The organism is Bacillus sp. CDB3, assembly GCF_002081505.1.
GTDB lineage: Bacteria > Bacillota > Bacilli > Bacillales > Bacillaceae_G > Bacillus_A > Bacillus_A cereus_AT.
Window position 1 is genome coordinate 26,341 of the sequence record NZ_ALBR01000097.1, and the last position, 26,020, is coordinate 52,360.

The window sequence follows — 26,020 nt, forward strand, 5'->3', positions numbered from 1 at the left end:
AAAGGAGACGAGAGTATATGTTTAAATGGCTTAAGCCAGCACCTGCAATTGAGAGATTACCAGCGGATATGATCGCTAAAGTATATACATTACTGCGTATTCGTGTATTAATTGGAATTTCAGTTGGGTATGCTGCTTATTATTTAGTGCGCAGTAATTTTACGTTATCAAGTACGTATTTAGTACAAGAATATGGTTTTAGTACAGCTGAAATTGGACTACTAGGTTCAGTAATGGCGATTGTTTATGGATTTAGTAAGTTCTTTATGGGGAATTTATCAGATAAAGCTTTTGCCCAGCGCTTTATCGCAGTCGGATTATTCTTATCAGGGCTTGTAAATATTTGTTTCGGGTTTGCATCTTCTTTTGGAATGATTGTTACATTACTTGTCCTGAACGGTATTGTACAAGGTATGGGAGCACCACCTTGTAGTATCGTTATGACGAAATGGTTCTCGAAGAAAGAACGTGGTACGAAAACAGGTATTTGGAATATTTCACATAACGTTGGCGGAATGCTAGTGCCGCCCCTTGTCGGAATTGGTGTAGGTATTTTCGGTGAAAGTCATTGGCAAGGCGGCGTGTTTATTTTCCCAGCGATTATCGCAATGGTAATTTCAGTTCTTGTTTGGATCAATGCGAAGGATACACCAGAGTCTGAAGGTCTTCCTCCAATTGATGAGTATCGTAATGACTATGAAAATCTTGAAAAAGCAGATAATGCTAACAAGATGTCACCAAAAGAAATTTTAATGAAATATGTAGTGAAAAATAAATTTGTATGGTTCTTATGTATTGCGAATGCATTTGTTTATTTAATTCGTTTCGGTGTTATTAACTGGGTTCCACTTTATTTAACAACAGTTAAAGGTTTTTCAAAAAATGAAGCACATGCAGCATACGCAATTTTTGAAGGTATGGCAATTCCAAGTTCATTAATCGTTGGTCTTTTAAGTGATAAATTATTTAAAGGAAAACGTATGCCATTGTGTATTATTAGTATGGTTGGAGTTGTTATTGGTACGTTTGTATATTGGCAAGCAACTAGCGTACTTGTTGTAAGTATTGCAGTTTCTATTATCGGATGTTTAATTTACGTACCACAGTTCTTAATCGGTTTAAGTGCGATGGAATTAGTACCGAAATTTGCAGTAGGTACGACAGTTGGTCTGTTTGGTTATGTGGGCGGAAGTCTTGTAGCAAACGCAGCAATTGGTGTTATTGTTGATCGTTCTGGCTGGGATGGTTGCTTTATCTTACTATTAACAGGTGCAATTTTATCAACAGTCTTCTTATTTATCGTTCAACGTGGACATGAGAGAAAAGGTTCTAAAGTGGCGTAATATTTTGTTTGAAAAGCTATCCAATTGTTATTTTGGATGGCTTTTTCTATATAATATAATCTTTCCTTAAAACTATCTTAAAAGATAAGATGTCATATTTCTAATCATTGGAATTTTTGTTACAATATAAATGAATGTGTAAAACTTTGTAAAAAGATTGTAATAATATACAATTATTTTTCAGAAAGTTTTATACAATTGTGGTGTTTATTAAACTATTAACTTATAAAGGGAGAGAGAATATGGTACCAAATACGGTTCGTACTCCAAACAAGAAGAAAAAATGGATTATTATCGGGGTTATTGCACTAATTGTTATTGTGGCAGCAGTTAATATTTTTATTATGCAAGGTAAGAAGAAGGGCGCATCGACAACGGCTGATGCTGTAAGTTTTGAGAAAGTGACAGAGCGTAAGCTGAATAATACGAAGTTAATTTCTGGTCAGGTGAAGCCTGGTAATATTGAAAGCTTCTATGCAGATCCGACTAAAGGAAAAGTGAAAGATATTGAGGTAAAAGAAGGGCAAGAGGTAGAGAAAGGTACGAAGTTATTCTCTTATGACAATGAAGAGATTAATCTTCAAATGAAGCAAGCCGAGCTTGATCAGAAGATGGCTGATATGCGTTATGATCAAGGGAAAAAGAAGATTGATTCATTGAAGAAAGAAATTAAGAAAGCAAAAGATGGCGGGGCTGGGAAAGAAGTAACAGACCCAATGGAAGAGCAAGTAAGTGAGTTAGAGATGACGCAGAAAACAACTGATCTTGAGAAAGAAAAAGGGAAGTTGCAAAAAGAAGAGTTAAGTAAAAAGCAGAAAGAACTTACGATTTATAGTAACTTTACGGGTGTTGTTCAAAAGTTAGATAAAGATGCAGCACAAAGTTCATCTCAAGCGTTAGGTGGACAAGGAAAGGCATTTTTACAAGTGGCTTCTAAAGACCCGTTCCAAGTTCAAGGGACGTTAACTGAGCTTCAAAAGTCACAAATTCAAAAAGATCAAACATTCACTGTAACTGCGAAAGCAAATAGCAAGAAGAAGTGGACAGGTAAGATTACAGAGGTAAGTGAATTCCCAACGAGTGCAGAGATGGCTCAAGCTGGTGGTGTAGGCGAAGCGACTCAAAATATGTCTCAATATACATATAAAGCAAGCCTTGATAGTCAAGACGGTTTATCTCCAGGTTACCACGTTTCATTGCAAGTAAATTTAGAGAATAAGACGATGATTGCTGTTCCGACTAAGAGCATTGTAGAAAAAGGCGATGATGCATTTGTTTATGTTGAGGATAAAGGGAAGCTTCGTAAGCAAAATTTGAAAAAAGGTTCTACTGATGGAGACTGGACAGAGATTGTAGAAGGCGTAACAGTGGGGCAAAAGGTGGTTAAAAATCCTTCCGACGATGTGTATGACGGAATGGAAGTGAAAGAGAAATGATTACGTTAAATAATATTGCTAAAACGTATTACCAAGGGAAATTGGCGGTGCCGATTTTGCATGGTATTAGTTTAACGATTCAGAGTGGTGAGTTTGTTTCGATTATGGGGCCTTCTGGTTCCGGTAAGTCAACGCTTATGAACATTATTGGTTGTTTAGATCGTCCAACAGAAGGCGAATATATGCTGAATGATGTGAATATCTTAACAGCAGATGAATCAAAGCTTGCTTTAATTCGTAATGAATATATTGGATTTGTATTCCAGCACTTTAATTTACTGCCTCGTCTTTCTGCGGTGGAAAATGTTGAACTTCCGCTCGTATACGGTGGCGTGAAGAAAGCAGAGCGACGTCAAAGAGCTCTGGAAGCACTTGGTAAAGTTGGTTTGTCCGACAGAGTTCATCATTTGCCGAATGAGTTATCAGGTGGACAGAAGCAGCGTGTCGCTATTGCGAGATCGATTGCGAATAATCCAACTTTCATTATGGCCGATGAGCCAACTGGTGCGCTTGATACGAAGTCTGGTGAGCAAGTCATGGATATTTTCACGAAGCTTAATGCAGAAGGTACAACAATTGTTATGGTTACGCATGAAGAGGAAGTAGCAGCGTATTCTTCCCGCCGCATTGTACTGCGAGATGGGAAAGTTACAGAAGATAGAAGGTGTGCGGTATGAGTTTACTAGATAGTATAAAAATTGCCCTATCTTCTATTTTAGCTCATAAACTGCGTTCAGCTCTTACGATGCTCGGTATTATTATCGGCGTTGGTTCTATTATTACTGTCGTTGCGATCGGGCAAGGCGGGGAAGCGATGTTGAAGTCGAAATTCGCAGGTTCTGGTGGTAATAACCTTATGCCAATTCAATTTAAACCAGATATTAATGATGAGTTTGCTATAGGTGGATTTGAAATACCAAAGTTAACGGAAGAAGATATTTTGGAAGTAAAACAAGTGAAAGATGTTTCACACGTTATTACGACAAACCAGAATTCAGAGGTGCTTGATGTAAATGATAAAAAAGCAAATCTGAATGTTATTGGTCTTGATAATGAATATTTTGCGGTTAATAAAGTAAAGGTCGTAAAGGGACGTACTTTAAGTGAATCAGATATTTCTCATGCAAATAACGTTGTGATGATTAGTACAAAAACAGAAGAGACATTATTTAAGGACGTAAACCCAGTTGGACAAATTATTGAGATGAAAGGACAACCGATGCAAATTATCGGTGTGTACAGATCTGATAATGAGTTTATGGGATTTGAAATGGAAGAAGCATTAGTCCCCCTTACGTTATGGCCTGTTTTATACGGAACAGATAATATTCAAAATATCGCAATTCAAGCTAAAAATGTAGATGATTTAGAAGCGGCAGGGAAACAAGCTGTTGATGTATTAAATAGTCGTAAGCCAAGTGAAATTCCAGGTAAATATGAACTGGTGAATTTAAAAGAATTCCAAGAAAATGTTTCTAAAGTAACTGGTATTATGACGATGATTATCGGTGGTATCGCGGGTATTTCATTAGTCGTTGGTGGTATCGGCGTTATGAACATTATGCTCGTATCTGTAACGGAGCGTACGCGCGAAATTGGAATACGTAAAGCACTTGGAGCGACGCGTAGTAAAATTTTATTACAGTTCTTAATTGAAGCGGTTATGTTAACACTTCTAGGTGGTTTGATCGGAATTGGTCTTGGATATGGCGGAGCATATATCGTTTCCACATTTGCGAAATGGCCACCGCTCGTTTCATGGGAAGTTGTTGTTGGAGGTGTATTGTTCTCGATGACACTTGGTATTATTTTCGGATTAATTCCAGCGAATAAAGCTGCGAAATTGGATCCAATTGAAGCATTACGTTATGAGTAATTAATAGTGTAGTAGAGCTACACATTACCGTTCTAGTGGGCGGTTCGTAGCCTCAAAATGAGGATGTGAACCGCCCGTTAGAACGGGTTATATAAATAAAGGGAGGCGTTATAATGGAAGCAAATATTAATATGCAAGATGAAGGTGCGAAGAAGCCGTCATTATTTGGAATGGTTACTTCTCCAGGCTTACAGTTTGAGAGAATGAAGGCGAAAAGCCCAGTCTGGGGAGGATTTTTCTTATTTCTTTTAATGGGGACAATCTTATCAGCAGCGGTAGCTTATTTAGGGTTACTTAATACTCCGGAGCTAGCGAAGCTGGTTAAGGATGATGCGACGGGGATAATGAAATGGACTACACTTGGGTTTGGGGCTGTAGGAGGTCTAGTTGGAACAGCTGTTGGTCTTTTTGTGGTAGCAGGATTTTATAAAGTTATTATGATGTTTATGAGCAATGATACTCCGTATATGAAGATATTATCTATTTATATATATGCCAATGTTGTCTTTTATGTTGGTAGTCTTCTTAATGTAGCTTTAGGATATATTCTTGGTGGGAATGGCGCTGATAAATATACAAGTTTAGGGCCTTTATTTGAACAAGGAACAATTGCATATGGCATCGGTTCTGCATTTGAAGTCTTTAACATTTGGAGCTTAATTTTAACTGGCTTAGGTTTGCATATCGTTGCTGGTTTAAGTAAAAAACAAGCAATAATTTTAATTTCTATATTCTTTATTCTTACAATCGGGTTTAGTATGTTAGGCGGTATGTTCTCTAATTTTGGCGCATAATATGTTATTTTAAAAAGGTGACTCTTCTGAGAGTCACCTTTTTTCAGAGTGTTGGGAAACCCTTTAGGGTTCCCAACACTCTGAAATCTTTTTGATTTTAGCAAATGAAAACAACATAAAATAATAGAATTTAGAAAAATAGCCCTCCACCAGACCCTTTTTGGTCAGATGGAGGGCTATTTTTTTCATATTTTGACAAGCTGAGGTGAGATAAGCCTGCATTTGGACAGACTTCAGCCCCCGAAACCGAGCATATCGATAGCCATGGAGTTCTTTGGCGTCCGCAAAGCTTCGCTCTATAGTTGAACAGCGTACTTTATACAACTTTTTCCCTGTAACTGTTAGCTTGTTTTTTCTAGCGATATCTTTATATTTCTCCCATACATGATGAGTGATAACTTTTGTTTCTGTTTCTTTGAAAAGCACACCTCACGTAGCGGACAAACAGCGCAGTCTTCTGGATTCGATTTATATTGACGATATCCTTCGCGATCCGTTGTCGCATACTCTAAAATACATCCCATCGGACAAGCAAATGCATTCATTTCTTCTACATATTTAAATTGGCTTTTCGGTACTTCTTTATTTCGCTTTCCAAATCGGCGATACCCCATCACCATAAATATATTTCTTTCTGATAATTTCTTACAGATATAACCTGTAAAATAGCCTGCATCAAGAGCTACAGCTTCCACCTTAAATCCGAATTTATTAATTTGAGCTTGTAGACGTGCTAAATACGGCTCGGAATCTGCCATATTTCCAGCCGTTATATAGGTATCTGTAATGATATTGTACTTCGCATCAGTTGTACGATGATCTAAGAAATGAAAACCGTTCGGTTTTCCATCTCTCATTAAAAATCCACTATCTGGATCCGTAGTGCTTATACGAGTTTTTTTAGTAGGGGTATCACTTTCCTTTCTAGGTTTTAATTCTTTTTTCCGTGTACCTCACGATCTTCGATTACCGCAGCTTCTAGTTCATCTATATAAAACTTTGCCTTTTCTTTTTTATATTTATGTACAAATTTATTTTTATTAGCATTGGCCTTAATATGTGTAGAATCTGTCATCAGTGCACGTCCTCCCACCATCCGGTTCTCCGTCGCTTGCCTCACAATCTCATCAAAAATTTCTTCGAAAATATTTGTATGAATAAAACGGGTACGGCGATTCCAACTGATTGTAGAATGATCTGGAATAGTATCTGATAGAGAAAACCCTAAAAACCAACGGTAGGCGATATTCGTTTTAATCTCCTTTTCCAATTGACGCTCAGAACGAATACCATAAAAATATCCAATAAACATCATTTTGAATAAAACGATAGGATGGATTGACGGACGTCCATTGTTTTCACAGTAATAAGGGCGTAACTTCTCCTCAATAAAATCAAAACGAATTGTCGCTTCAATCGCACGAAGGAAATGATCTTGTGGAACTAACTCTTCTACAGAAACAGATACACGTTCATCGCGATGATTTTTTAAAGCACCCATCATAAGAAATCTCTCCTTTTCCTCTTTTTTATCAGTGTTGACACATAAAAAGAGGTTCAGACACAAAAACAGGCTGTGGAGAAGACTTTCTCCACAGCCTGTAAAAAGGTGACTCTTCTGAGAGTCACCTTTTTTATTTTTACCCCTATTTCAAATACCCCAAGCAGAATTTCAAATACTGCCTAGTGTAATTTCAAATTCCGGCAGCAGTATTTGAAATTACCCACAATGAAATTTCCTTTCTCATTTTATATTGTAGAGGTACCGCGGAATACTAAAGAGGTATACCTTTTAGAAACGGGTACTTTGTGAAGCCAGCGACTTTTGCAGATACGGTTGTTTTGTATGAAGGTATGATTGTAAATCAAATAAAGAGGTTAAATATTTACCAAGATTATGAAGAGTATTATCAATGTGGTTTAATTGGTCTTTGGCATGCTTATGAAAGATATGAGGAGGAGAAAGGTAGTTTTCCTGCTTATGCGGTTGTAACGGTACGTGGTTATATATTGGAGAGGTTGAAGAAAGAATGTGTAGTGCAAGAGAGGTATGTATGCACCGATCAGTATGAGGAACGATTTGAGTGTGAAGATGCAGGAACGAGAGCGAAGGACTTTATGAGTGTGTTAGATGATAAGGAGAAGCACATCATTTCAGAGCGGTTCTTTGTAGGGGAAAATATGGGGGAGATAGCCGATGAAATAGGGATGACGTATTATCAAGTGAGATGGTTATATCGACAAGCGCTTGAGAAAATGCGAGATAGTGTAAGGGGATAAGAATAGTAAATAGAATGGAAGGCAAGGGAAATATTGCGTTCCATTCTATTTACTTTAATACAGTAAATGTGGCAAGAGGTTTTTTACGTGTAGTGAATCTTTCATGTTCATTCGGGATAATACATGCCCAGCTTTCAAGAATTGTTGTCCGGTAATAAGGGTGTTTGCAAGGTTCGAGCATCATTGTAGAACGAGAAATAAAAATATCATTTTCATTATCCATGATTCTAAATCCTCCCTTATAGAACTTAATTCACATATAATTATATATGAATTATGTAAAGTTTCTATTAATCTTCTGTTGCGTATTGTAAATTTTTACTGTTCGTTTACAATCAATAGATGATGGTCTTTCTAATTTGTATCGCTTGTACATATATATGAAAATAGAAAAGAGTAGGCGGTGATATAGCATGAAGAAAAAGTATATTATTATTATGGTTCTAGCTGTTGTTCTCTTAGTTTATTTAGCAAATAGTAATCCGGGTAAGGGAGAATATACGGATTGGGCAGCAAAACAATTTATGAAGCGTAATGATGTGAGTAAGAAGCTAGACGAGGTTGAGAAAGAAAACAAAGAGGGTATACTTGGCGATCTAGCATCGGCGGGAAAGAAATTGGCAAATAAGTATGTTGAGCCACAAGTTGGATTATTAATCGATCATTATACAAAGCGAAATGATTATATTTTCTTCTCGACATATAAGACAGAGTTTGATGTAGGCGGAGAGAATTATAAGTATGTTTGCGTTGGTTTTTCAAACATTTTTATCCCGATTGAAATGCCGAAGAAAAAAGACGAATCTGCAAAATAATGCAGATTCGTCTTTTGGATTTACGGAGTAATCTGAACTTCAGATATGTTTTTTTCTATGAGGCGAGCCCCTTTTTTACGAGCATTTTCACCAATTGATGAAAATACAGATGAAGAAAGAATGGTATCCATTACTTGATTTACGACTAGTTCATTTACTGGTGTGATGGGATTTTCGATAGAAAAGGCAACTGTTTTTCCATCTTCTTTCACGAAAATTAACTCTAGTACTTGCATGTTTTATTCCCTCCTTTTTATTTATCCCGCAACCGCCGGATTGGTGCGGGATAATAATCAGTGGGGATGAGCACAACCCCCCACTGATTAAAGTTTCACTTTACAGGTTAGAAAGATCTGACGTGCTTACAAGTTGTACAGCTTGAAGTGATGATTGTTGTAGTGAAGCAAGAGCACGTGCTACTTCATGTACTTTTCCTAAATCTGCATTTGTTTTCACACGTTTGAATTGTTTGTTCTTTAAAACTGTTTTACCGTTTTTGTCTAATCCTCCGTTTAATACAGGGCGTAAAGTTAAATCCATTACGATTGTTTCAACTGCCATGTTTATCACCCCCTTTCACTTTATAAATAGGGGGTAAATGTCATGTTTTGGCGTGAAATTTTTTCTTTTTTTGGTACTCTTAAAAGACTAAGAGAGGAGCTTTCGGGAGAATGAATCGTAAATGGTTATTTTGGATTCCTGTATTACTATGGATGGGGCTTATTTTCTATTCCTCAGCACAGCCATATAAAAAACAGGATATGCGCTCAAATATTGAGCAATATGTAAATGTTGAGTTTGTGAAAGAGCATTTTTCATGGGTATCTATCGATTATGGCGGAGGTACACCTGTTAGCATCGCAAATAAAGGTGTAGGTGGATTTGTTGAGTTTTTCCTTCGTAAAGGTGCTCATTTTATGGTGTTCTTTATGCTAGGTTCATTGACGTATTATGCTTTTCATCGATCGGGTTATTCGAGAAAAAGATGCTTTGCATACGCCCTCCTTTTCGTTGCAGGTTATGCAACATTTGATGAAATTCATCAATGGTTTACAGGAGATCGTACACCGATGTGGCAAGATTCATTGCTTGATACGTGCGGCGGGTTAACAGGAATTATAATAAGCAATTGGTTTTGGCATAGAAAAAGGAGCTAATCTCATTTAGAGATTTGCTCCTTTTTGATTTATCCCGCTATTTGCCGGGCAGTAAGACCCCCACCTCAAGATTCAGCGAAAGCAAAGAAGTTAGGTGGGGGTCGGGCTGCCCGTAAAAGCCCGATTGGTGAGGGCTGATAATCAGTGGGGGATGAACAAAACCCCCACTGATTAAAGTTTCACTTTATACGCCAAGTAATTCTTTTAGTTCGTCTGTTGATAGTTCGGTCATCCAACTATCGCTTGTAATGACGGCGTTGTTTAATGATTGTTTTCTTTCTAACATTTCATCAATTTTTTCTTCAAGCGTTCCTGTTGTAATGAGTTTATGAACGTGAACGAAGCGTTTTTGACCAATGCGATATGCACGGTCTGTTGCTTGGTTTTCTACAGCTGGATTCCACCAACGGTCATAGTGAATGACATGGTTGGCAGCAGTTAAGTTCAATCCTGTTCCGCCGGCCTTTAATGATAAGATGAAGATGTCATACGTTCCGTTTTGGAACTGCTCGATCATCTTGTCACGTTCTTTCTTCGGTACACTCCCGTTTAAGAAGAGAACACGCTGACCGAATTTTTCTTCTAGCATACGTTTTAGCATGTTCCCCATGCCAATGTATTGAGTGAAAATTAGGCAACTTTCATTTTGGTCTTTTATATTTTCGATGAGCTCCATTACCGTTTTTGTTTTCATAGAGCGTTCGATGATATCTTGTGGTTCTTCTTCTTTCAAATAAAGGGCTGGATGGTTACAAATTTGTTTTAGCTTATTCAGCATAAGTAATATGAATCCGCGTCTTTCAATTCCACTTAATCCTTCTACATTTTGTAATGTATCTTGAACAAGTTGTTCATATAAGGAAGCCTGTTCACCAGTTAGTGGACAATAAGCTTTTTGTTCTTGTTTATCTGGCAAGTTTAATGCGACTGTTTGATCTTTCTTCGTACGACGCAGTAAAAATGGCGAGATAAATCGTTGTACTTGCTGGATTTTTCCTTCATCACGGTCCTTTTCGATCGGTGTGACGAAGCGGCGCTGGAATTGTCCTAAGCTTCCGAGATACCCATGATTGATAAAGTCGAAAATAGACCAAAGCTCAGCAAGTCGGTTTTCCATTGGTGTACCGGTTAAAGCAATTTTGTGATTTGCTTGTAGGTTTCTTACTGCTTTCGACTGTTTCGTATGTGGGTTTTTTATATTTTGAGCTTCATCTAAAATAACAGCATCCCAGCATAAGGTACTAAGTTCTTCTTCATCAAGCTGAGCTAATGCATAAGAAGTTAATACAACATCTGCTGATTGAAGGAAGTCTTTAAATGACTCATCCTTAGCTCGGTTACCCCCGTAATGTAACTGAACACGTAAATTTGGTGCGAAACGCTCAAATTCTTTTTGCCAATTTCCAAGGACTGATGTTGGTGCAACAATTAATGCAGGTCCTGTTTGGAGATTGTTTTCTTTAGCGTATAGTAAGTAAGTTATCGTTTGAATACTTTTTCCAAGTCCCATATCATCGGCTAATAATGCTCCAAATCCAAGCTTTCGTAAGTATAGCAACCATTCAATACCGTGTTGTTGATATGGACGGAGTGTTGCTTGTAGCGAAGAGGGTACATCTACTTTTGGAATATCTCCAATGTGCAGAAGTTTTTGGAAAAGCTCTTCATAATATCCATCTAGTTCGATTTCAATATCGGTAAACGGACTATCGTCTTCTACAATTTCTGTTTCCGCGGTGTTAGATAAATGTTGCTGCAACACGTCTTTCATTTCTAGTCCATATTTATCTGCGCGGTTCATTAGTTTTTTTACTTCTTCAATAAAGGCAGGATCAAGTCGCATCCATTGACCATTTAAATTGAAAAGGCGTTTGTTCTGCTCAACAAGTTCAAAAAATTCGCTTTCTGATAAATCAATTCCGTCCGTTGAAATGCGCCAGTCGAAATTAACGAGCGTATTCATGCCGAAGAAAGATTGTGTTTGTGCTGTGCTTTGCTTCAGCTGTACACGTAACTTCGGTTTTGTTGCTTTTAAATTTTGCCACCATGATGGTAGTAAAATTGTAATACCTGCTGCGAGTAATTCATTACTTGCTTCGGTTAAGAAGTTCCAAGCTTCTGTTTCAAAGAGTTCTTCCCTGAACTTGTCGTCCTCTTTTAGCCACGGTATGAGCTTACTGAATCCTTCTTGTGTTTCAAGAATACGTTCTTCGTAATCGTGCCATCTTTTTGGCAAGGAATCGATATTCTCATATACATATATGCGATGAGCGCCACGCTTTGGCGTAACGATTGTTTCGAGCTTCCACATTTCAAATTCTTCTTGTGGTTCTTGAAGTCTTAATCCAACTATAAATGGAAGATCATCTTCAATGTAACCAATTTTTCGAAGCCAATCTTCCTCATGTAGCGCTGCTTCCAATTGTCTTTTCGTAAAGTCGTAATGTTCATATAGTCTCTTTGCATCTTCCCAGCCATCATTTGAGCGACTATCTTGCAAAATACTTTCGTTCACCGCTGAAGTGAAAAGTGATGCTAACGTGTCATCTTCAATTGGGGTATTCTGAACTTTCCAAGATGGCTGATGAGACCAACGCTCCATATCGGGTACGAAGCTTCCACTTACGAAAGCGTCCCATAATTCATTCGCATCCTTTGTAAGTGCTGTAATAGGACCGTTCATTTGCATATTTGCAAATGAGTTCATCGGTTTATTTGCGATGTATTCAAATGCTTGCACATTCGTTAGCATAACGCCTTGTTTACCTTCATACGTTGCTTCTTTTAGAAACGTGCCGTAGAAGGAAGTAGAGTGCCATGTGAATGCATTTTGTTTCCAAATTGCTACGGATAAGGGAGCACCGCTATCATCTTCTCCCCAAAGGAACCAACCTTGACTAACGTGCTGGAGCCTAATTGTTACTTCAGTTTGTATGATCATCGATTAATTTTCCTTTCCGTAATTCCTCTTGTAGTGCGCGCAGACGTGAATGTAAATTAGCAATGTGAATAATGAAGGCATCCCATTCATCAGTTCGTTTCAGTCGTTTATAAAGCATACGTAATTTCTTTAAGTAACGAACGGCACGTCTATATGATTTGCGATTCCGTTCTTCAATTGCTGCTGTTGCGGCAAGGTGATAAAGAGGAAGTGCTGCTTCAGGCGCTTCTTTTTCAATATCTTTCAATGGTTCTTTCAAAAGTTCGATTGCCTCAAATCCATATAAGAGATGAAGTTCTGCCCATGCACGGTATTGTTTCTTCGCTAGTACGTATTGTTCGTAATTTGCGAAACTATACGGCAGGAGTTCTTGTAAAATCATTTCTAATCCCGCTTGTTCATTTGTGTGTGTTGCATACGTTTCATACATCATTACAAATAACCGAACGATATCTTGTATGAAGACGGTATTCTCTTGTTCGAGTATTGTTTTCTTTACTTGTTTATACGTAAAGGAAAGCCAGTTTTTCCCGCGATCCCACTGCATTGCACTTAATAACTCTTCTAACCAATAAAAATAAAGGCTTACGACAGAAGCAGGCTGTTTTTCGAGTAATTCCATTGCCAATAAATCTTCATTATTTAAAAAGAGCAGATGAGAAGAGGCTAATGCTTTGGAAAGTGGATTCATTTTAGTATCGATCCGTTTTGCTTCTTCCTGTAGCTGTTCTTCTGTTCTTAACAATTCACTCCATATGTGACGATAAATGAAGAATCGCTCTTGTGTATAGGCATCGGTAGAGAAGAATACTTCATGCGTGAGCCGAGCTGTTTCTTGTAAAATCGATTCGGATTCTGCCGGAATCGCTTCTGTTTTTAAGTCCCTAACGATAGATTCAACTTTATCAACGAATAGACGAACGACGTTAACTGGTTGGTGATAAGAATATAGTTTGTTTGCTTCAAATTCTTGAATTTCTTCTAGTAATTTTTGAAAGCAATAAAGTGCCGCGTGCAATTTAAATAATTCATGAATAGCAATGACGCGCGGAGCTTTCCGTTCTAATTTTGTATAGAAGTCTGTAAAAAGACTCATAAGAAAATACATTTGTTTATAAGTGAGCCGAGCCTGTTCCTTTTTAAATGATTCAAATTCATTTTCAAAGTATGTGTGCCAACTTTTATAATCCATTTCTTCAAAAGCTGATGATTGCAATACTTGTCTTGCAGTTCGAATAGGAGGAAGGGAAGGTTTCGTATTATTTTTAAATAAAGTTAATACGTCTCCTACCTGCCCAAAACTTGAAGCTGCAGATAGTAACACAGCAAGCATATGCTCACATTGCGTTGGCGCGAAGCAATCGCAATAGCTTTCAGCGACATTACGAATCGGGATGTGAACGCTATATACGCTGCCTTCAGCATCTACAGTTCCCGATAGCGTATAGCCATCAAAGTCAACGTTATAGACAACACCACTACGATATAGGTGCCGAGCTGTAGCGACATGCTCCTGATCAGCAACTTGCTGCGGATCAAGCCCTTGAACGAACTCATTCGCAATCATCATAATTTCATCTTTCGTAATTGAGTGTTGCAGCATAATATTCCTCCGTACACAGATTTCTTTCCTTTACCATTATAAACAAAAAATGCTCAAAACAGAAAAAATGAAATTCTAATTACACAATTAGAAAATCATGGTAATATATATGAAGTTAATTTTGTATATTACTATATATTTATAGGGAGAGAGTTAGCTTGTCAGATTTACAGACGAAATTAGGTAGTGGAATGAATAAGTTACAAGAGGGAATAGAACAAGGAAAGCAGAAGTTGCAAATTGCACAAGAAATTGCTCAATATTGATGTATCTGGAAATGTAATGAATTTATTCGAGGCAAGTGGCACGGTGCTATCTATGCAAAATTCATTTATATATTTAACTTTGTTTAGTTTTATTGTGACATATGTAGCGGCGTCCGCTGGAATGAAATTAGCTAAGAAATAGGGGGAGAGCATATTGAAGTTTTGTGGAACTTGTAAAAATCAGGTTACAGACCATTTGAACTTTTGTCCTGAGTGTGGAAGTAAAGTAGAAGAAATTGCTGATCAAACAGCTTCGTCTCATTCAGAAATGCGGAGAGAAAAAAGGCAAGTGAAAAGTAAGAAAAACATGTTTTTACTTATAGGTTTTGTTATTGTTGTTGCTATTTTGTTTGGTGCATATAAATTCGGTGCAAGCAAGTTTTCGAAGGAAAAGCAAGTAAATGCAATGATCGAAGCATTCCAAAAGAAAGATGTGAATGCAATCGATGAGTTTTTGAAAGTAGACGATCCAAGCTTAAAAGTGAAGACAGAAGATATTAAAGCTTACATACGTTATTTAAAGGATAATCCTTCGTACAATAAAGCATTACTGTCTTATTTACAAAAAGAAACAGTAAATCAAAAGTTAGCGAGTGATAATGCATCTTTTAAAGATGGGCAAATTATAGAAGACGGGAAAGAGTGGTTCTTATATCCGAAGTATAAGTTCAGCATGAAATCTTATTACATGAGTGTTAGCACAACTGCAAAGAATGCTGAAATATATGTAAATGATAAAAAAGAAGCAGAGCTTTCTAGTGGTAAAAATTCGAAAGAATTAGGGCCATACTTCCCAGGTGCTTATGTTGTAAAGGCAAAGGCGAAGACAGAACTTGCTGAATTAGAGACAGAAAAAGAAGTAGATCTAGCAGATGAAAAGAATGGGACAGTAGAAGTGAATTTGTCACTTGAAGGAAATTATGTAACCATTTCTTCCGATGAAAGCGACGCAAATGTTTTTGTTAATGGTAAGAAACGCGGAAAATTAAGTTACGGTAGCTATAAACTTGGTCCTGTACCGACAGATGAAACGGTAGAAGTACATTTAGAGAAAACCACTGATTTTGGTGTCATTAAATCTGAAAGCATCAAAGTTGGAGACCAAAGCACATATTATTTAAAGTTCCCGAAAGAAGCTTCAAGCTCAGCGGTTGGTGACTTTGTACAAAATCATATTTATAATAACGTGCGTGCAATTGCATTAAATGATTTTAGCTTAATTGAAAATGATTATGATAAGAGCGGGAAATCGTATAAGGAAGACCGTGATTACTTGCAATATCTACACAAAAAAGGAATTACAGAAGATTTATTAACAATGGAAATTCGTAATGTAGAGCGTCAAAGTGCTACGAAATATAAAGTAACGACATATGAAGAGTACCATATTCGTTACGGTGATGGCTCTATTAAATTTAAGAGCTTTAATAATGACCATATTGTAACGGTTAATGGGAATGGCAAGATATTGTATCATTCTCTTGGTGCAAATAATACGTTGAAATCAGAAGAAGTATCTGGTCCGACTCGTTAATATGAGAGAGGCTGTTCATTTAGAACAGTCTCTTTTTTTAGGTAGCATGTCACCTATTCGGATTTTTCGACTAGGTGATATCCTTTTTAGCAATTAGAAGCGAGCTTCTTTTAATATCGCTTGTACATATGGGTCTTGTAATATTTGTTCTATAATTGGTAACATGTTTTGTTCGAATGGAACGTCGATAGGAAACGGCTTTTGAGAGCCTGGTTTGATTCCATATTGCACAATTTTGTAATGTGTATTCTTTTCAGACTTGAGCACAATTAACTTATAGCGATTGTCATCGCCAGCGAGTGAAAAATCAATAGAAGTAGCGTCATATGTTGCTTCATCTTTATATATGTACGGTTTTGGTGTACCGACCCAGTCTACTTTTGCTTGTAAATTCATGGACATAACCTCCTTATATGTATTATATAAAAAATAAAAGCCAGCTCTCAATAAAGAGAACCGGCTGTAATTTAGCAGTCATTGGTTATTTTAAAATTTTCACTTTAACAGTTTTGCGGCCCCATTTTTGAGCAGCGCTATCTGATCCAAGTAGAATGTCGATACGGTTACCTTTAATTGCACCGCCAGTATCACCAGCGATAGCTTCTCCATAACCTTCTACCCATACTTTAGATCCTAATGGGATTACTTTCGGGTCAACAGCGATCATTTTCATGTTTGGGTTCGCTGTTAGGTCATGACCCATTGCAGTTAACACACGGCCGCCGTATGTGCCACCGTTTTCGCTCGGATGAGCTGTATATGCTGTAGCTACAACTGTTAACTCACGACCACCAGATGGTTCGCTAGTTTCAGCAGCTTTCACAGCAGGCTTAGTAGCCGTTTTTACTGGTGCAGGTGCTTGAGCTTTAGCTGGTGCTGCAGCTTTAGCAGGAGCAGGCGTTTCTTGTTTCTCAATAACAGGTGCTGTACCTGTTAAGAAAGGAACATGAACGTAAGCTGTTTTCCCGTTATATTCAAATTGTAACCACTCATTTTGTACTTGGTTCGTTGTTTCGATCATATCGTCTTTCTTAAGCGTTCCAAGAATTTCTGAGTTTGTGTTCGCTTCAGCACGTACATTTAATACGTTAGCTGTTACATAGTAAGAGCTTTTTGTAAACTCTGTACTTACGAATGCGTCTTTACCATCTAATTTGATTTGTGACCATCCGTTTTCTGTATTTTGAACATCTAATTTATGACCATTTAGTAATTTACCGACAACTTTTGATTCAGTAGTAGGGTTTTCTCGTACGTTTAGTACGTCTGTTGTTACAACAGTTTCTGCATTGGCAGATGAAGTGAAAATCCCAAGACCAAAAACTGCTGCTGTTGCTATACCAATTAATTTTTTCATGATAGCCTCCATTGCGTTTGTTTTCGTGTCCTCATTATAGCAACAGATTTTTTCGGATTTGGGGAAAACACACAATTACAAACCATTCGTAATAAGTCGTTAACACTTTGTAATATAGCTAGAATGAGAGGAAAGCGTTTTTCATTCTATATGATTAGTAGGTTTCTAGTTATATTCAAAATATTTAATACAACATATATTTTTCGGCGTAAATAAAAATATTACAAGGGTGTTACATAATGATTACTATACAGTTACATTCCTTGAGTATTTTACCGTTTTATGGGTAATATAGTTATATAAACATAAACATCTCGTTTGTGAAGTTATAAACACGCGCTATATACTAGCAAAAAACCGCATAATTGTTACAAGAAGAAAGGGTTGTAAAGAATAAATCTGCCCTTTTTTAAAACTGTAACACATCCTTTTTTGGGGAAATCTCTTCCCATCCGCATTTTTCTCACACAATTTGACAGTAGTATTCCAATCTTGTAGCTCTTGCAGAGTGAAAAGGTTGTACGGAAGGTAAGGCTGTCCATAAGAATTCTAATTGGTGAAGGCAAAACTAAGAGAGCCGAAAGAAAATCACCACAAAAAACTATGGTTTTCTATCCGATTTAACATATCGGAATTTATGTTATTTACAAGAAATGAAACATACGAAGGGGGATTTGATGAGGAAACTGACGAAAACATTTATTGTCTCATTAACATTATGTATTGCATTTACACTTTGGGGGATTATTCCCGAATCTATTATTGGAAAAGGTAGCTTAGGAAATGTAACGACTGCAATTCAAGCTGCGCTAGTTAGTAAGTTTGGTTGGTTCTATATTATTTCCGTTTCTATTTTCTTAGGAATTGCTATTTTCTTAATTGTTTCTAAGTACGGTTCGATTCGTTTAGGTAAAGATAACGATGAACCTGATTATAGTTATAGGACATGGTTTGCTATGTTATTTAGTGCCGGCATGGGAATTGGTTTGGTTTTCTGGGGCGTTGCAGAACCGTTGAATCATTTATACACACCTCCGTTTGGAGAGGGTGCAACTGAAGAGAGTGCACGTCTTGCACTTCGTTTCTCATTTTTCCATTGGGGATTACATCCGTGGGGATTATATGCACTTGTAGCATTATGTATTGCGTACTTTACATTTAGAAAAGGAAGGGCAAGTACAATTAGTGCGACAGTGGGTCCGCTATTTAAGGGCGGTGAACATGGCCGTATTGCCCATATGTTTGATGTTCTAGCTGTATTTGCGACAGTATTTGGTGTGGCAACATCATTAGGACTCGGGGCAAAGCAAATTGCGGGTGGTGTTAGTTATTTAACATCAATTCCGAACACATTAACGACACAGTTAGTAATCATCGGAATTGTAACTGTTCTTTATATGCTATCTGCACAAACGGGACTCGATAAAGGAATTAAATATTTAAGTAATGCGAATATTATTTTAGCGTTTGCACTTATGATAATTGTATTATTTGCAGGTCCGACAAACTTTATTATGAATTATTTCACTTCAACAATCGGTTCATACATTCAAGAATTGCCAAGTATGAGTTTCCGTTTAAGTCCATTAAATGAAGGCGGAAATCAATGGATTCAGTCATGGACAATTTTCTACTGGGCATGGTGGATTGCATGGTCACCATTCGTAGGGACGTTTATTGCTCGTGTGTCACGTGGACGTACAATTCGTGAGTTTGTCATCGGTGTGTTACTCGTACCAACAATAATCGGTGCACTTTGGTTCTCTGTTTTCGGAGGAACGGGTATTCACATGGAATTGTTCGATGGAGCGAATATATATGACCAAATTAAAGAAATGGGTACAGAAGTAGGATTGTTTGCTATGTTAGACCAAATGGGCGGCATGGGACCAGCTTTATCTGTCCTAGCTATTTTACTTATTTCAACATTCTTTATTACATCGGCAGATTCTGCTACGTTTGTTCTAGGGATGTTAACGACACATGGTAGTTTAAACCCACCAAATCGCATTAAAATGGTTTGGGGTATTGTTTTAGCAGTAATAGCTTCGACCTTATTGTATGTTGGTGGATTAGAGGCGTTGCAAACTGCGTCGATTATTGCGGCATTCCCATTTGTATTTGTTATTTTCTTTATGATTGCAGCGTTGTTTAAAGAACTGCAAAAAGAAGGACGTACAAAGAAACATTAATAATAGAAGGAAAGGGGCTGATTTTATATCAGCTCCTTTTTAATGCACCTATTAGGAAAAGGGTGATATCAGCAGTTCGAAAAGGAAAATCGATATGTTTCGACAATATTCGATATTGTGTAAATTATGTTCATATTTTTGACAAAAATATGTCGGAAATGTGTTGTCACTTTTATGTATATGTGCTATATTATTTCCTGTAAGCGATTTCAAATAGTTTTAAATCGCATTCAAGGGGGACATCTAGAATAATGAAACGTTACGAAAGAAAGTGGAAGCATATTTGTTTGAAACGTGTGGCACATCGCAATGTCCAAGAAAGCACGGAACCTAAGACTGAAACGCGCAAAGAGCAGCAAGAAAAGCAACTGGTTCTACAAAAATAGCAATCACTTTTTCGTATATAAATGAAGGTCGATCGTTCGTTGGGGGATGGACGTGAAATTACTTTCAGCTAAGGGGTATTGTCTGATATATAGTATTACGGTAAAAAATAAGCACAGAGCTTACGGCGCTCTGTGCTTATTTTTTATTCCGTAAAAGCCCGATTGGTGAGGGCTAATAATCAGTGGGAAATGAATAACCCCCACTGATTAAAGTTTCACTTTATTTTTCCTTTTTAAATCGTACTGTTTTATCCCAGCCAATTACTTGTTTCTTGCTCTTTGCACGTAAGTAAAGAATGAGACTGCGAATAAACAAATACGTAAAGAGCTGTGCGTACGTAAAGTACATAATGACGCTTATGAAAATGTTGGTTGGTGTAAAGGTTCGTTCGACGCTCTGGGCACTAAATAATTGAGAAACGTATGTAATATATGCGACATACCACATAAATAGTAATGGAATGCTGTATTGAATTTGGAATATCCCGAGCAGTCCAATTACAAACCAAACGTTTGAAATGATTAAGAATAGCCAAAATACGACATATACTAAAACTTGCTGTAAGGAATGGACGAGTAGCTTTCCTTTAAAGAAGCTTAGCGAAGAAAACATTTTTTCTAAAATATATAAGTTTCCTTGAAGCCAACGTGTACGCTGTTTAATAAGAATTTTTAAATGTTCAGGTTCTTGTTCCCATGTAACCGATTCCGGGACGATTGGTAAGAGATAGCCTTTTTGGGTAATTCTCAATGTTAATTCGGCATCCTCTGCAATTGCATAAGGATCATAGCCGCCAAGTTCTTCTAATGCGGAACGACGAAGAAGCATGTTTGTTCCGGTTAGTGAGCCTGTTTGGAATAATAGCCAGCGTCCAGATTGCATCAGGAGCTGGAAAATCTGAAATTCTAATGAAATCATTCGTGTAAGCCAATTTCTCTTTTCATTTACTGTACGAACGTGGCCAACTGCACCAACTGCATCCTGGATGGTTTCAGCATGTTCTACGAGCATTCGCAGTGCATGTGGTTCAGGTTGATTATCTGCATCGTAAACACAGAAATATTCACCATCTGAAATGCTAAGACCGTAGTTTAATACACGCGATTTTCCTTTCGGTTCGCCAGGTGGTACACGAATGTGATGAATATGAGCATAAGCTTTGTCGAAATCATCGCCAATTTCAGGTGTTTCATCTTGAGAGTTATCGTTTAATAAATAAACGTTTAGTTTGCCCGGGTATTCAATCTTTGCCATTGCTTCTAATGTATCTTTAATAACAACCCCTTCATTATGGGCAGGTATTAAAATATCTACACTTGGATAATGTTCTAGCGTACGATCTTTTCGTTTACTATTTCGATGAATTAAGCCCGCGAGTGTTAAAAGAGAGTAGTAAACGAGTAGGCCTGAGAATAGAAAGGCAGTAAAAATAAGTACATATTTGATTGAAAATGTGATGCTAATCCAAAATACGAGTACGCAGAACAGCAGGAATAAAAGGAGTATAACGAGTGTCATCATAATAATGTCTTTCCTTTTGTCGTGATTTGTTCTCGTTTTATTTTAATGTCTTGAATTGCTTCAGCAGCAAGCCATTGCTCCATTTTTGGCTGTAGACGGTTCATTACAATATCAGCACCAGCTTCATTTGTGTTTTGTAATAAAATGACTAATGTGTTGCTGTCATATTCAGCAGCAAGGTCAAAGTCAGTTCTTACTGTATCAACTAATAATGAAGCTACACGATCCATGATACTTTCCTTCGTATATTTACTAAAGGAAGTGAAATCAAAGAAAATAATAATGCCTGTTTCATTGCGACGATTCATCGCAGTCTTTAATAATGCTTGTCGTCTTTCGAATTCTTGTCTTGTTAATAGTTTGGATTCTCCAATGTATTGCTCAAGCACCTGCACTCGTTCAGTTAACTCTCTATTTTTAAGGATAACCTTTTTTAATAAGTGGGTTGAAATATAAACAAGGAAGAAGTTAGCTGCCATTAGGAAGTGGGTAATGATATATTTCCATTGATCTGATGTACTCCATAAGTGAAGCCACGCTTCATAAAATAAATAGAATACTGAAATAATGGTTCCCAGTATAAAGAAAATAAATGCTGTTTTATCAGCTAAAAATAGGAATAGTACATTTATGATGACATATATAATTGTAAAAATGAGCGCGTGCTCATATTTCGTCACATGTACAGTAGTAAAATAAAATAAAATTTGTAAAATCCACATAGAAAGGATTTTATAGGATTTATCTTTCACGAAACTGGCCTCCTTAAAGATAATTCATGCAGGATATTTGTAGTATGCACAATTATTAATAAATGGACCGTGTAGCTGGAATTCTTTTTTAAGCGTGCGACATCAAATAGTATCCCTTTCATTGCAAGAAAAAATAAAGAGACATACTAATCGTCAAAACGTATAATCTTGATGTATAGGTATTTGATGTTTAGTATATGTGAAAAAATATTTATAGAATACAAAAAAGCCTCCTCTTTTAAAGAGGAGACTTTACATTAAATTATCCCGCATTAACGGGCAGTAAAACTCCCACCTACAAATTCGGCTGGAGCAAAGAAGTTAGTTGGGAGATCCACTGCCCGTAAACGCCCGATTGGTTCAACTAATAATCAGTGGGGGATGAAGCCCCCCACTGATTAAAGTTTCACTTTATAGGAACATCATACCTGCAACTGCTGCGTTTAAGAAGTTCGCTAGTGTACCAGCGATAACTGCTTTAATCCCTAATTGTGCAATTTGTTTACGGCGAGTAGGAGCTAATGTTCCTGTTACACCTAATTGAATTGCGATAGAAGAGAAGTTTGCAAAACCACAGATTGCGAATGTTAAAATCAGATTTGTTTTTGCAGAGAACTCTGCCATGTGAGGTCCTAAGTTTGCGTATGCAACGAATTCGTTGATTGCAAGTTTTTGACCGATAAAGCTTGCTGCTTGTATAGCCTCACCCGGTGAAACCCCGATTAAGATTGCAAATGGTGATAGTAAGTAACCGAAGATTAAATCAAGGCTAAGTTTAATATCGAACCAAGAACCAACCCATCCTAATAAGCCATTTAATAAAGCGATTAATGCGATGAAAGCCATTAACATTGCTGCTACGTTAATAACAAGTTGCATACCTTCAGATGCACCACGTGCAGCTGCATCGATAACGTTTGCGTCTTCACGTTCTGTAGAAAGTTCAACGTTATTATCTACTTTTTCTGTTTCTGGCATAATTAGTTTTGCAATTAGTAAACTTGATGGAGCTGCCATAATTGCTGCTGCTAATAAGTGTTCTAACGGAATTCCCATTGCTGCATAGCCGACAAGAACTGATCCGGCAACAGCTGTCATACCACTTACCATAATAGTGAAGAATTCACTGTTAGTTAAACGTGCTAAGTATGGTTTAATTAAAATTGGTGCCTCAGTTTGTCCTAAAAATACAGTTGTTACTGAGTTTAAACTTTCTGCTTTCGAAGTTCCAAGAAGTTTACTTAATGCGCCACCAACAATACTAACAAATTTCTGCATAATACCGAAATGATATAAGATTGCAACTAATGAACTAATAAATACAATTGGAAGTAGTGCTTGAATCACGAAGATAAATCCCCAAGGTCCTTTTGCGTTGACTAAATCCCCAGCAACGAACCTAATTCCCTCGTAAGAAAAATTAATTAATCCTTGAACACCGTCAGCAGCGTGTTTTAAAACTGCTTTTCCAGCATCCCATCGTAATACGATAAATGAAAATGACATTTGTAATGCTAGCGCGATTAAAATTGTGCGCCAATTAATAGCTTTGCGGTTGGAAGATAATAAGAAAGCGATTGCTAATACTCCAATCACGCCGCCAATTCCCCATAAAACATTCATGCAGTGTATGCTCCTTCCTCATAGTAAAAAAGTGTATAAACCAGTTGTCTATACTTTTGCGAATATAACATCTTAAGTAACTTATCATAATGGACATCGGAGGTCAAACGTCTAACGAAAAGTTTAAATAAAAAGAAAATTCTTTGAAAAAACACATATAAAATGAATCGACATGAAATAGGTTATGTTTTTTGTGGAAATATATACATTATGATAACGTTTTGGATAATTTTTATAGAATATAGTGTATGAAATAAGTAAATGAACGCACAATTTTTGCGTAGTGAGAATGAAAGGGGATTACTATATAGAGCCCTTTAAAAAAAAGCCTTCTAGTAAACTAGAAGGCTCTGAAACTATAACTTAAGGTGCTTTCGTGTATCCTAAGAAGTGGCTTTTCCAATAAGAGTTACTTAATGAAGCGATTGCTACACCTTTATCTCCAGCTTGGATAAATGATCCGCCCCCAAGGTAAATACCCATGTGAGAAGGACCTGATTTATAAGTGTTTTGGAAATAAATTAAGTCACCTGGTTGTGGATTTGAAGTTTGTGGTAGGCTACTCCAATATCCCGCAACACTTTGACGGCTAATGTTATGACCAAATTTCTTAAATACGTGGTAGATGTAGCCACTGCAGTCTACGCCGTTAGCAGAAGTTCCGCCCCAAACGTATGGTACACCTTGCATTGATTTTGCATATGCAAGTACGGAAGAACTGTCGCCGCTATTATTGCCCGTATTATTATTGTTGTTATTGTTTTGATTGTTATTTTGGTTGTCGTTAGGCTTATTATCTACTGCGCCCCCAACTGGTGTTTTAGATAGGAAACGTGTTCCGATGTAACCAGTTTGACCATTGTAGTTAATTTTGCTCCATCCAGAGTTTTCAGAGATTACTTGAACCTTCTGCCCTTGTGGAAGTGCGCCTATGATTCTATAATTTGTACCTTCGCCGCTACGTACGTTTAGTGCAGAAGCATTAATGTAGTAGTCGCCAATTGCACCTTGATCAGGTTGTTTTGGTTGTTCTGGTTGTTTCGGCTGTTCAGGAGTAGCAGTGCCACCTTTAACGAATTTTACAAATTCGCTACTAACATAGCCTGTTTTTCCTTGATAGTTTACTTTAAACCAGCCGTTTTCAGATCCAACCACGTTTAATGTTGTACCGTTTAGAACACCGCCAATTACACTATGGTAAGTAGCAGGGCCTGTACGAACACGTAAAGATGTTGCGTTAACAACGTAAGTACCGCCAGTTTGAACTGTTAAATTATCATTTTGTTCTTGCTTATTATCTTGTACGACGTTCTCGTTAGAGCCGCCTTTTGTTACGTAGTCTTTGCTTAAGTAAGCTGTTTGTCCTGCATAATTGATTTTGAACCAGTCTTGAACTTCGCCTACAACTTGTACTACTTGTCCTTTTTTCACAGAACCTATAGTTGTATGAGAAGTACTAGGACCTGTACGAACGCGAAGGGAAGATACGTTTACTGTATAGTTGCCACTTGCTGGTTTTACAGATTCTTGGTTGTTGTTTGAAGAACCTGTATTAGAAGAAACACCAGATACGAATTCGCCACTTACATAGCCAACTTGTCCATTATGGTTGATTTTCACCCAACCATTTTCTTGACTAATTACGTTTAATGTTTGTCCTTCATATACACGTCCTGAAACAGAACTAGAAGTGTTAGGAGCTGTACGAACACGTAATACATCAGCAGTAACTTTATTGTTTCCACCTGTACTTACATTGTTATTTGTTTTTTCCCCATTTTTTGATACAAATTCACCGCTAACAAAGCCAGTTTGTCCATTATGGTTAATTTTGAACCAACCATTTTCTTCTCCAATTACGTTTAAAGTTTGACCATTATAAACGCGAGAGATGATGTCGTGAGAAGTACTTGATCCTGCACGAACATGTAGCACGCTAGCATTCACCGTATAAGATGAGCTGTTTGATGAGGAAGCTTGGACAGTTTGTGTAGCAGCTTTTTGTGTGTTTTGTTCAGGGGCAGCTTGAACGCTATCAAGTGTAGGTGCTGCTCCTCCTGCTACAGACACTGCCGCAAGACCGGCAAGGTATTTTTTCATAATTTGTCGATTCCTTTCTGTCTGTAATGTAGTGAAGAAATAT

Annotated in this window: 21 protein-coding genes and 4 pseudogenes; 12 read left to right on the forward strand and 13 right to left on the reverse strand. The window is 37.3% G+C overall.

Annotation, left to right across the window (positions count from 1 at the left end; translation table 11 throughout):
* Positions 1-17: 17 nt before the first annotated feature.
* The 5 genes from pgtP to yknW all read left to right on the forward strand — a co-directional run bounded on the left by pgtP (position 18) and on the right by yknW (position 5,449).
* Positions 18-1,343, forward strand: a complete 1,326-nt coding sequence (gene pgtP, locus CDB3_RS24305; RefSeq protein WP_128856248.1) for an MFS transporter — start codon at positions 18-20, stop codon at positions 1,341-1,343.
* Between the two features lie 242 nt (positions 1,344-1,585).
* Positions 1,586-2,779, forward strand: coding sequence for an efflux RND transporter periplasmic adaptor subunit (locus CDB3_RS24310; RefSeq protein WP_128856249.1), 1,194 nt, complete (start codon positions 1,586-1,588; stop codon positions 2,777-2,779).
* On the forward strand, positions 2,776-3,456 hold the full coding sequence (locus CDB3_RS24315; protein WP_097832417.1) for an ABC transporter ATP-binding protein: 681 nt from the start codon (positions 2,776-2,778) through the stop codon (positions 3,454-3,456). Before CDB3_RS24310 ends, CDB3_RS24315 begins: the two co-directional genes overlap by 4 nt.
* Entirely contained in the window at positions 3,453-4,655 is a 1,203-nt protein-coding gene (locus CDB3_RS24320) for an ABC transporter permease (RefSeq protein WP_097832416.1), read from the forward strand. Before CDB3_RS24315 ends, CDB3_RS24320 begins: the two co-directional genes overlap by 4 nt.
* A 113-nt stretch (positions 4,656-4,768) precedes the next feature.
* A complete protein-coding gene (gene yknW, locus CDB3_RS24325) occupies positions 4,769-5,449 on the forward strand; it encodes a YknW family membrane protein (RefSeq protein ID WP_128856250.1) in 681 nt (226 codons plus the stop codon).
* Positions 5,450-5,512: 63 nt separating this feature from the next.
* Here the strand turns inward: yknW and CDB3_RS24330 are convergent.
* A pseudogene (locus tag CDB3_RS24330) lies at positions 5,513-6,953 on the reverse strand (IS1182 family transposase).
* 305 nt (positions 6,954-7,258) lie between these two features.
* Between CDB3_RS24330 and CDB3_RS24335 the strand changes: the two are divergent.
* Positions 7,259-7,729: a sigma-70 family RNA polymerase sigma factor gene (locus CDB3_RS24335; RefSeq protein WP_128856251.1), complete on the forward strand. Its 471-nt coding sequence runs from the start codon at positions 7,259-7,261 to the stop codon at positions 7,727-7,729.
* A 54-nt stretch (positions 7,730-7,783) separates the two neighbouring features.
* Here the strand turns inward: CDB3_RS24335 and CDB3_RS33165 are convergent.
* Together CDB3_RS33165 and CDB3_RS24345 are read right to left on the reverse strand one after the other, a co-directional pair.
* Positions 7,784-7,876: pseudogene (locus CDB3_RS33165) on the reverse strand (competence protein ComK); the annotation flags it as partial.
* Positions 7,860-7,952: pseudogene (locus CDB3_RS24345) on the reverse strand (competence protein ComK); the annotation flags it as partial. The pseudogenes CDB3_RS33165 and CDB3_RS24345, both read right to left, overlap by 17 nt.
* Before the next feature lie 190 nt (positions 7,953-8,142).
* Between CDB3_RS24345 and CDB3_RS24350 the strand changes: the two are divergent.
* Positions 8,143-8,544, forward strand: a complete 402-nt coding sequence (locus tag CDB3_RS24350) for a DUF4359 domain-containing protein (protein ID WP_128856252.1) — start codon at positions 8,143-8,145, stop codon at positions 8,542-8,544.
* Between the two features lie 20 nt (positions 8,545-8,564).
* Here the strand turns inward: CDB3_RS24350 and CDB3_RS24355 are convergent, their stop codons facing one another.
* Together CDB3_RS24355 and CDB3_RS24360 are read right to left on the reverse strand one after the other, a co-directional pair.
* The gene (locus CDB3_RS24355) at positions 8,565-8,780 is read right to left on the reverse strand and encodes a DUF2922 domain-containing protein (protein WP_001197608.1); all 216 of its coding nucleotides are present in this window, start codon (positions 8,778-8,780) and stop codon (positions 8,565-8,567) included.
* Positions 8,781-8,880: 100 nt separating this feature from the next.
* Positions 8,881-9,105, reverse strand: a complete 225-nt coding sequence (locus tag CDB3_RS24360) for a DUF1659 domain-containing protein (protein WP_128856253.1) — start codon at positions 9,103-9,105, stop codon at positions 8,881-8,883.
* Between the two features lie 110 nt (positions 9,106-9,215).
* Here CDB3_RS24360 and CDB3_RS24365 point away from each other — a divergent pair, with 110 nt between their 5' ends.
* Positions 9,216-9,701: a VanZ family protein gene (locus CDB3_RS24365; protein WP_128856254.1), complete on the forward strand. Its 486-nt coding sequence runs from the start codon at positions 9,216-9,218 to the stop codon at positions 9,699-9,701.
* Positions 9,702-9,885: 184 nt separating this feature from the next.
* Here the strand turns inward: CDB3_RS24365 and CDB3_RS24370 are convergent, their stop codons facing one another.
* Both CDB3_RS24370 and CDB3_RS24375 read right to left on the reverse strand, forming a co-directional pair.
* Entirely contained in the window at positions 9,886-12,642 is a 2,757-nt protein-coding gene (locus CDB3_RS24370) for a DEAD/DEAH box helicase (RefSeq protein ID WP_128856255.1), read from the reverse strand.
* On the reverse strand, positions 12,626-14,245 hold the full coding sequence (locus CDB3_RS24375; RefSeq protein WP_128856256.1) for an SWIM zinc finger family protein: 1,620 nt from the start codon (positions 14,243-14,245) through the stop codon (positions 12,626-12,628). The genes CDB3_RS24370 and CDB3_RS24375 overlap by 17 nt, the downstream gene beginning before the upstream one ends.
* A 261-nt stretch (positions 14,246-14,506) precedes the next feature.
* On the opposite strand from CDB3_RS24375, the pseudogene CDB3_RS31840 reads away from it, so the two are divergent.
* Positions 14,507-14,653: pseudogene (locus CDB3_RS31840) on the forward strand (zinc ribbon domain-containing protein); the annotation flags it as partial.
* Between the two features lie 12 nt (positions 14,654-14,665).
* Positions 14,666-16,045, forward strand: coding sequence for a zinc ribbon domain-containing protein (locus CDB3_RS24380; protein WP_128856257.1), 1,380 nt, complete (start codon positions 14,666-14,668; stop codon positions 16,043-16,045).
* A 93-nt stretch (positions 16,046-16,138) separates the two neighbouring features.
* On the opposite strand, the gene CDB3_RS24385 is transcribed toward CDB3_RS24380, so the two are convergent.
* On the reverse strand, positions 16,139-16,441 hold the full coding sequence (locus CDB3_RS24385) for a DUF3910 family protein (protein ID WP_128856258.1): 303 nt from the start codon (positions 16,439-16,441) through the stop codon (positions 16,139-16,141).
* An 85-nt stretch (positions 16,442-16,526) separates the two neighbouring features.
* Positions 16,527-17,402: a cell wall-binding protein EntA gene (locus CDB3_RS24390; protein WP_128856259.1), complete on the reverse strand. Its 876-nt coding sequence runs from the start codon at positions 17,400-17,402 to the stop codon at positions 16,527-16,529.
* Positions 17,403-18,079: 677 nt separating this feature from the next.
* Here CDB3_RS24390 and opuD point away from each other — a divergent pair.
* Together opuD and CDB3_RS32590 are read left to right on the forward strand one after the other, a co-directional pair.
* Complete coding sequence (gene opuD / locus CDB3_RS24400) at positions 18,080-19,594, forward strand: glycine betaine transporter OpuD (RefSeq protein ID WP_128856260.1); 1,515 nt, start codon at positions 18,080-18,082, stop codon at positions 19,592-19,594.
* Between the two features lie 251 nt (positions 19,595-19,845).
* Positions 19,846-19,980 (forward strand): hypothetical protein, encoded by a 135-nt coding sequence (locus tag CDB3_RS32590; protein ID WP_000833065.1) that lies wholly within the window; start codon positions 19,846-19,848, stop codon positions 19,978-19,980.
* A gap of 220 nt (positions 19,981-20,200) precedes the next feature.
* Here the strand turns inward: CDB3_RS32590 and CDB3_RS24405 are convergent, their stop codons facing one another.
* The 4 genes from CDB3_RS24405 to CDB3_RS24420 all read right to left on the reverse strand — a co-directional run bounded on the left by CDB3_RS24405 (position 20,201) and on the right by CDB3_RS24420 (position 25,977).
* Entirely contained in the window at positions 20,201-21,502 is a 1,302-nt protein-coding gene (locus CDB3_RS24405) for a glycosyltransferase family 2 protein (RefSeq protein WP_128856261.1), read from the reverse strand.
* On the reverse strand, positions 21,499-22,254 hold the full coding sequence (locus CDB3_RS24410; protein ID WP_128856262.1) for a nucleotidyl cyclase domain-containing protein: 756 nt from the start codon (positions 22,252-22,254) through the stop codon (positions 21,499-21,501). The genes CDB3_RS24405 and CDB3_RS24410 overlap by 4 nt, the downstream gene beginning before the upstream one ends.
* A 411-nt stretch (positions 22,255-22,665) precedes the next feature.
* The gene (locus CDB3_RS24415; RefSeq protein WP_001101995.1) at positions 22,666-23,877 is read right to left on the reverse strand and encodes a NupC/NupG family nucleoside CNT transporter; all 1,212 of its coding nucleotides are present in this window, start codon (positions 23,875-23,877) and stop codon (positions 22,666-22,668) included.
* Positions 23,878-24,240: 363 nt separating this feature from the next.
* Positions 24,241-25,977, reverse strand: coding sequence for a C40 family peptidase (locus CDB3_RS24420; protein WP_128856263.1), 1,737 nt, complete (start codon positions 25,975-25,977; stop codon positions 24,241-24,243).
* Positions 25,978-26,020: the final 43 nt, after the last annotated feature.

Excerpts from the sequence above, each read along its gene's own strand:
- CDB3_RS24405 (WP_128856261.1), bottom strand. The coding sequence starts at position 21,502 with ATGATGACACTCGTTATACTCCTTTTATTCCTGCTGTTCTGCGTACTC.
- CDB3_RS24320 (WP_097832416.1), top strand. The coding sequence starts at position 3,453 with ATGAGTTTACTAGATAGTATAAAAATTGCCCTATCTTCTATTTTAGCT.
- CDB3_RS24385 (WP_128856258.1), bottom strand. The coding sequence starts at position 16,441 with ATGAATTTACAAGCAAAAGTAGACTGGGTCGGTACACCAAAACCGTAC.
- CDB3_RS24415 (WP_001101995.1), bottom strand. The coding sequence starts at position 23,877 with ATGAATGTTTTATGGGGAATTGGCGGCGTGATTGGAGTATTAGCAATC.
- CDB3_RS24360 (WP_128856253.1), bottom strand. The coding sequence starts at position 9,105 with ATGGCAGTTGAAACAATCGTAATGGATTTAACTTTACGCCCTGTATTA.
- CDB3_RS24315 (WP_097832417.1), top strand. The coding sequence starts at position 2,776 with ATGATTACGTTAAATAATATTGCTAAAACGTATTACCAAGGGAAATTG.
- CDB3_RS24355 (WP_001197608.1), bottom strand. The coding sequence starts at position 8,780 with ATGCAAGTACTAGAGTTAATTTTCGTGAAAGAAGATGGAAAAACAGTT.
- CDB3_RS24370 (WP_128856255.1), bottom strand. The coding sequence starts at position 12,642 with ATGATCATACAAACTGAAGTAACAATTAGGCTCCAGCACGTTAGTCAA.
- CDB3_RS24375 (WP_128856256.1), bottom strand. The coding sequence starts at position 14,245 with ATGCTGCAACACTCAATTACGAAAGATGAAATTATGATGATTGCGAAT.
- CDB3_RS24350 (WP_128856252.1), top strand. The coding sequence starts at position 8,143 with ATGAAGAAAAAGTATATTATTATTATGGTTCTAGCTGTTGTTCTCTTA.
- opuD (WP_128856260.1), top strand. The coding sequence starts at position 18,080 with ATGAGGAAACTGACGAAAACATTTATTGTCTCATTAACATTATGTATT.
- yknW (WP_128856250.1), top strand. The coding sequence starts at position 4,769 with ATGGAAGCAAATATTAATATGCAAGATGAAGGTGCGAAGAAGCCGTCA.
- pgtP (WP_128856248.1), top strand. The coding sequence starts at position 18 with ATGTTTAAATGGCTTAAGCCAGCACCTGCAATTGAGAGATTACCAGCG.
- CDB3_RS24310 (WP_128856249.1), top strand. The coding sequence starts at position 1,586 with ATGGTACCAAATACGGTTCGTACTCCAAACAAGAAGAAAAAATGGATT.
- CDB3_RS24420 (WP_128856263.1), bottom strand. The coding sequence starts at position 25,977 with ATGAAAAAATACCTTGCCGGTCTTGCGGCAGTGTCTGTAGCAGGAGGA.
- CDB3_RS24390 (WP_128856259.1), bottom strand. The coding sequence starts at position 17,402 with ATGAAAAAATTAATTGGTATAGCAACAGCAGCAGTTTTTGGTCTTGGG.
- CDB3_RS24365 (WP_128856254.1), top strand. The coding sequence starts at position 9,216 with ATGAATCGTAAATGGTTATTTTGGATTCCTGTATTACTATGGATGGGG.
- CDB3_RS32590 (WP_000833065.1), top strand. The coding sequence starts at position 19,846 with ATGAAACGTTACGAAAGAAAGTGGAAGCATATTTGTTTGAAACGTGTG.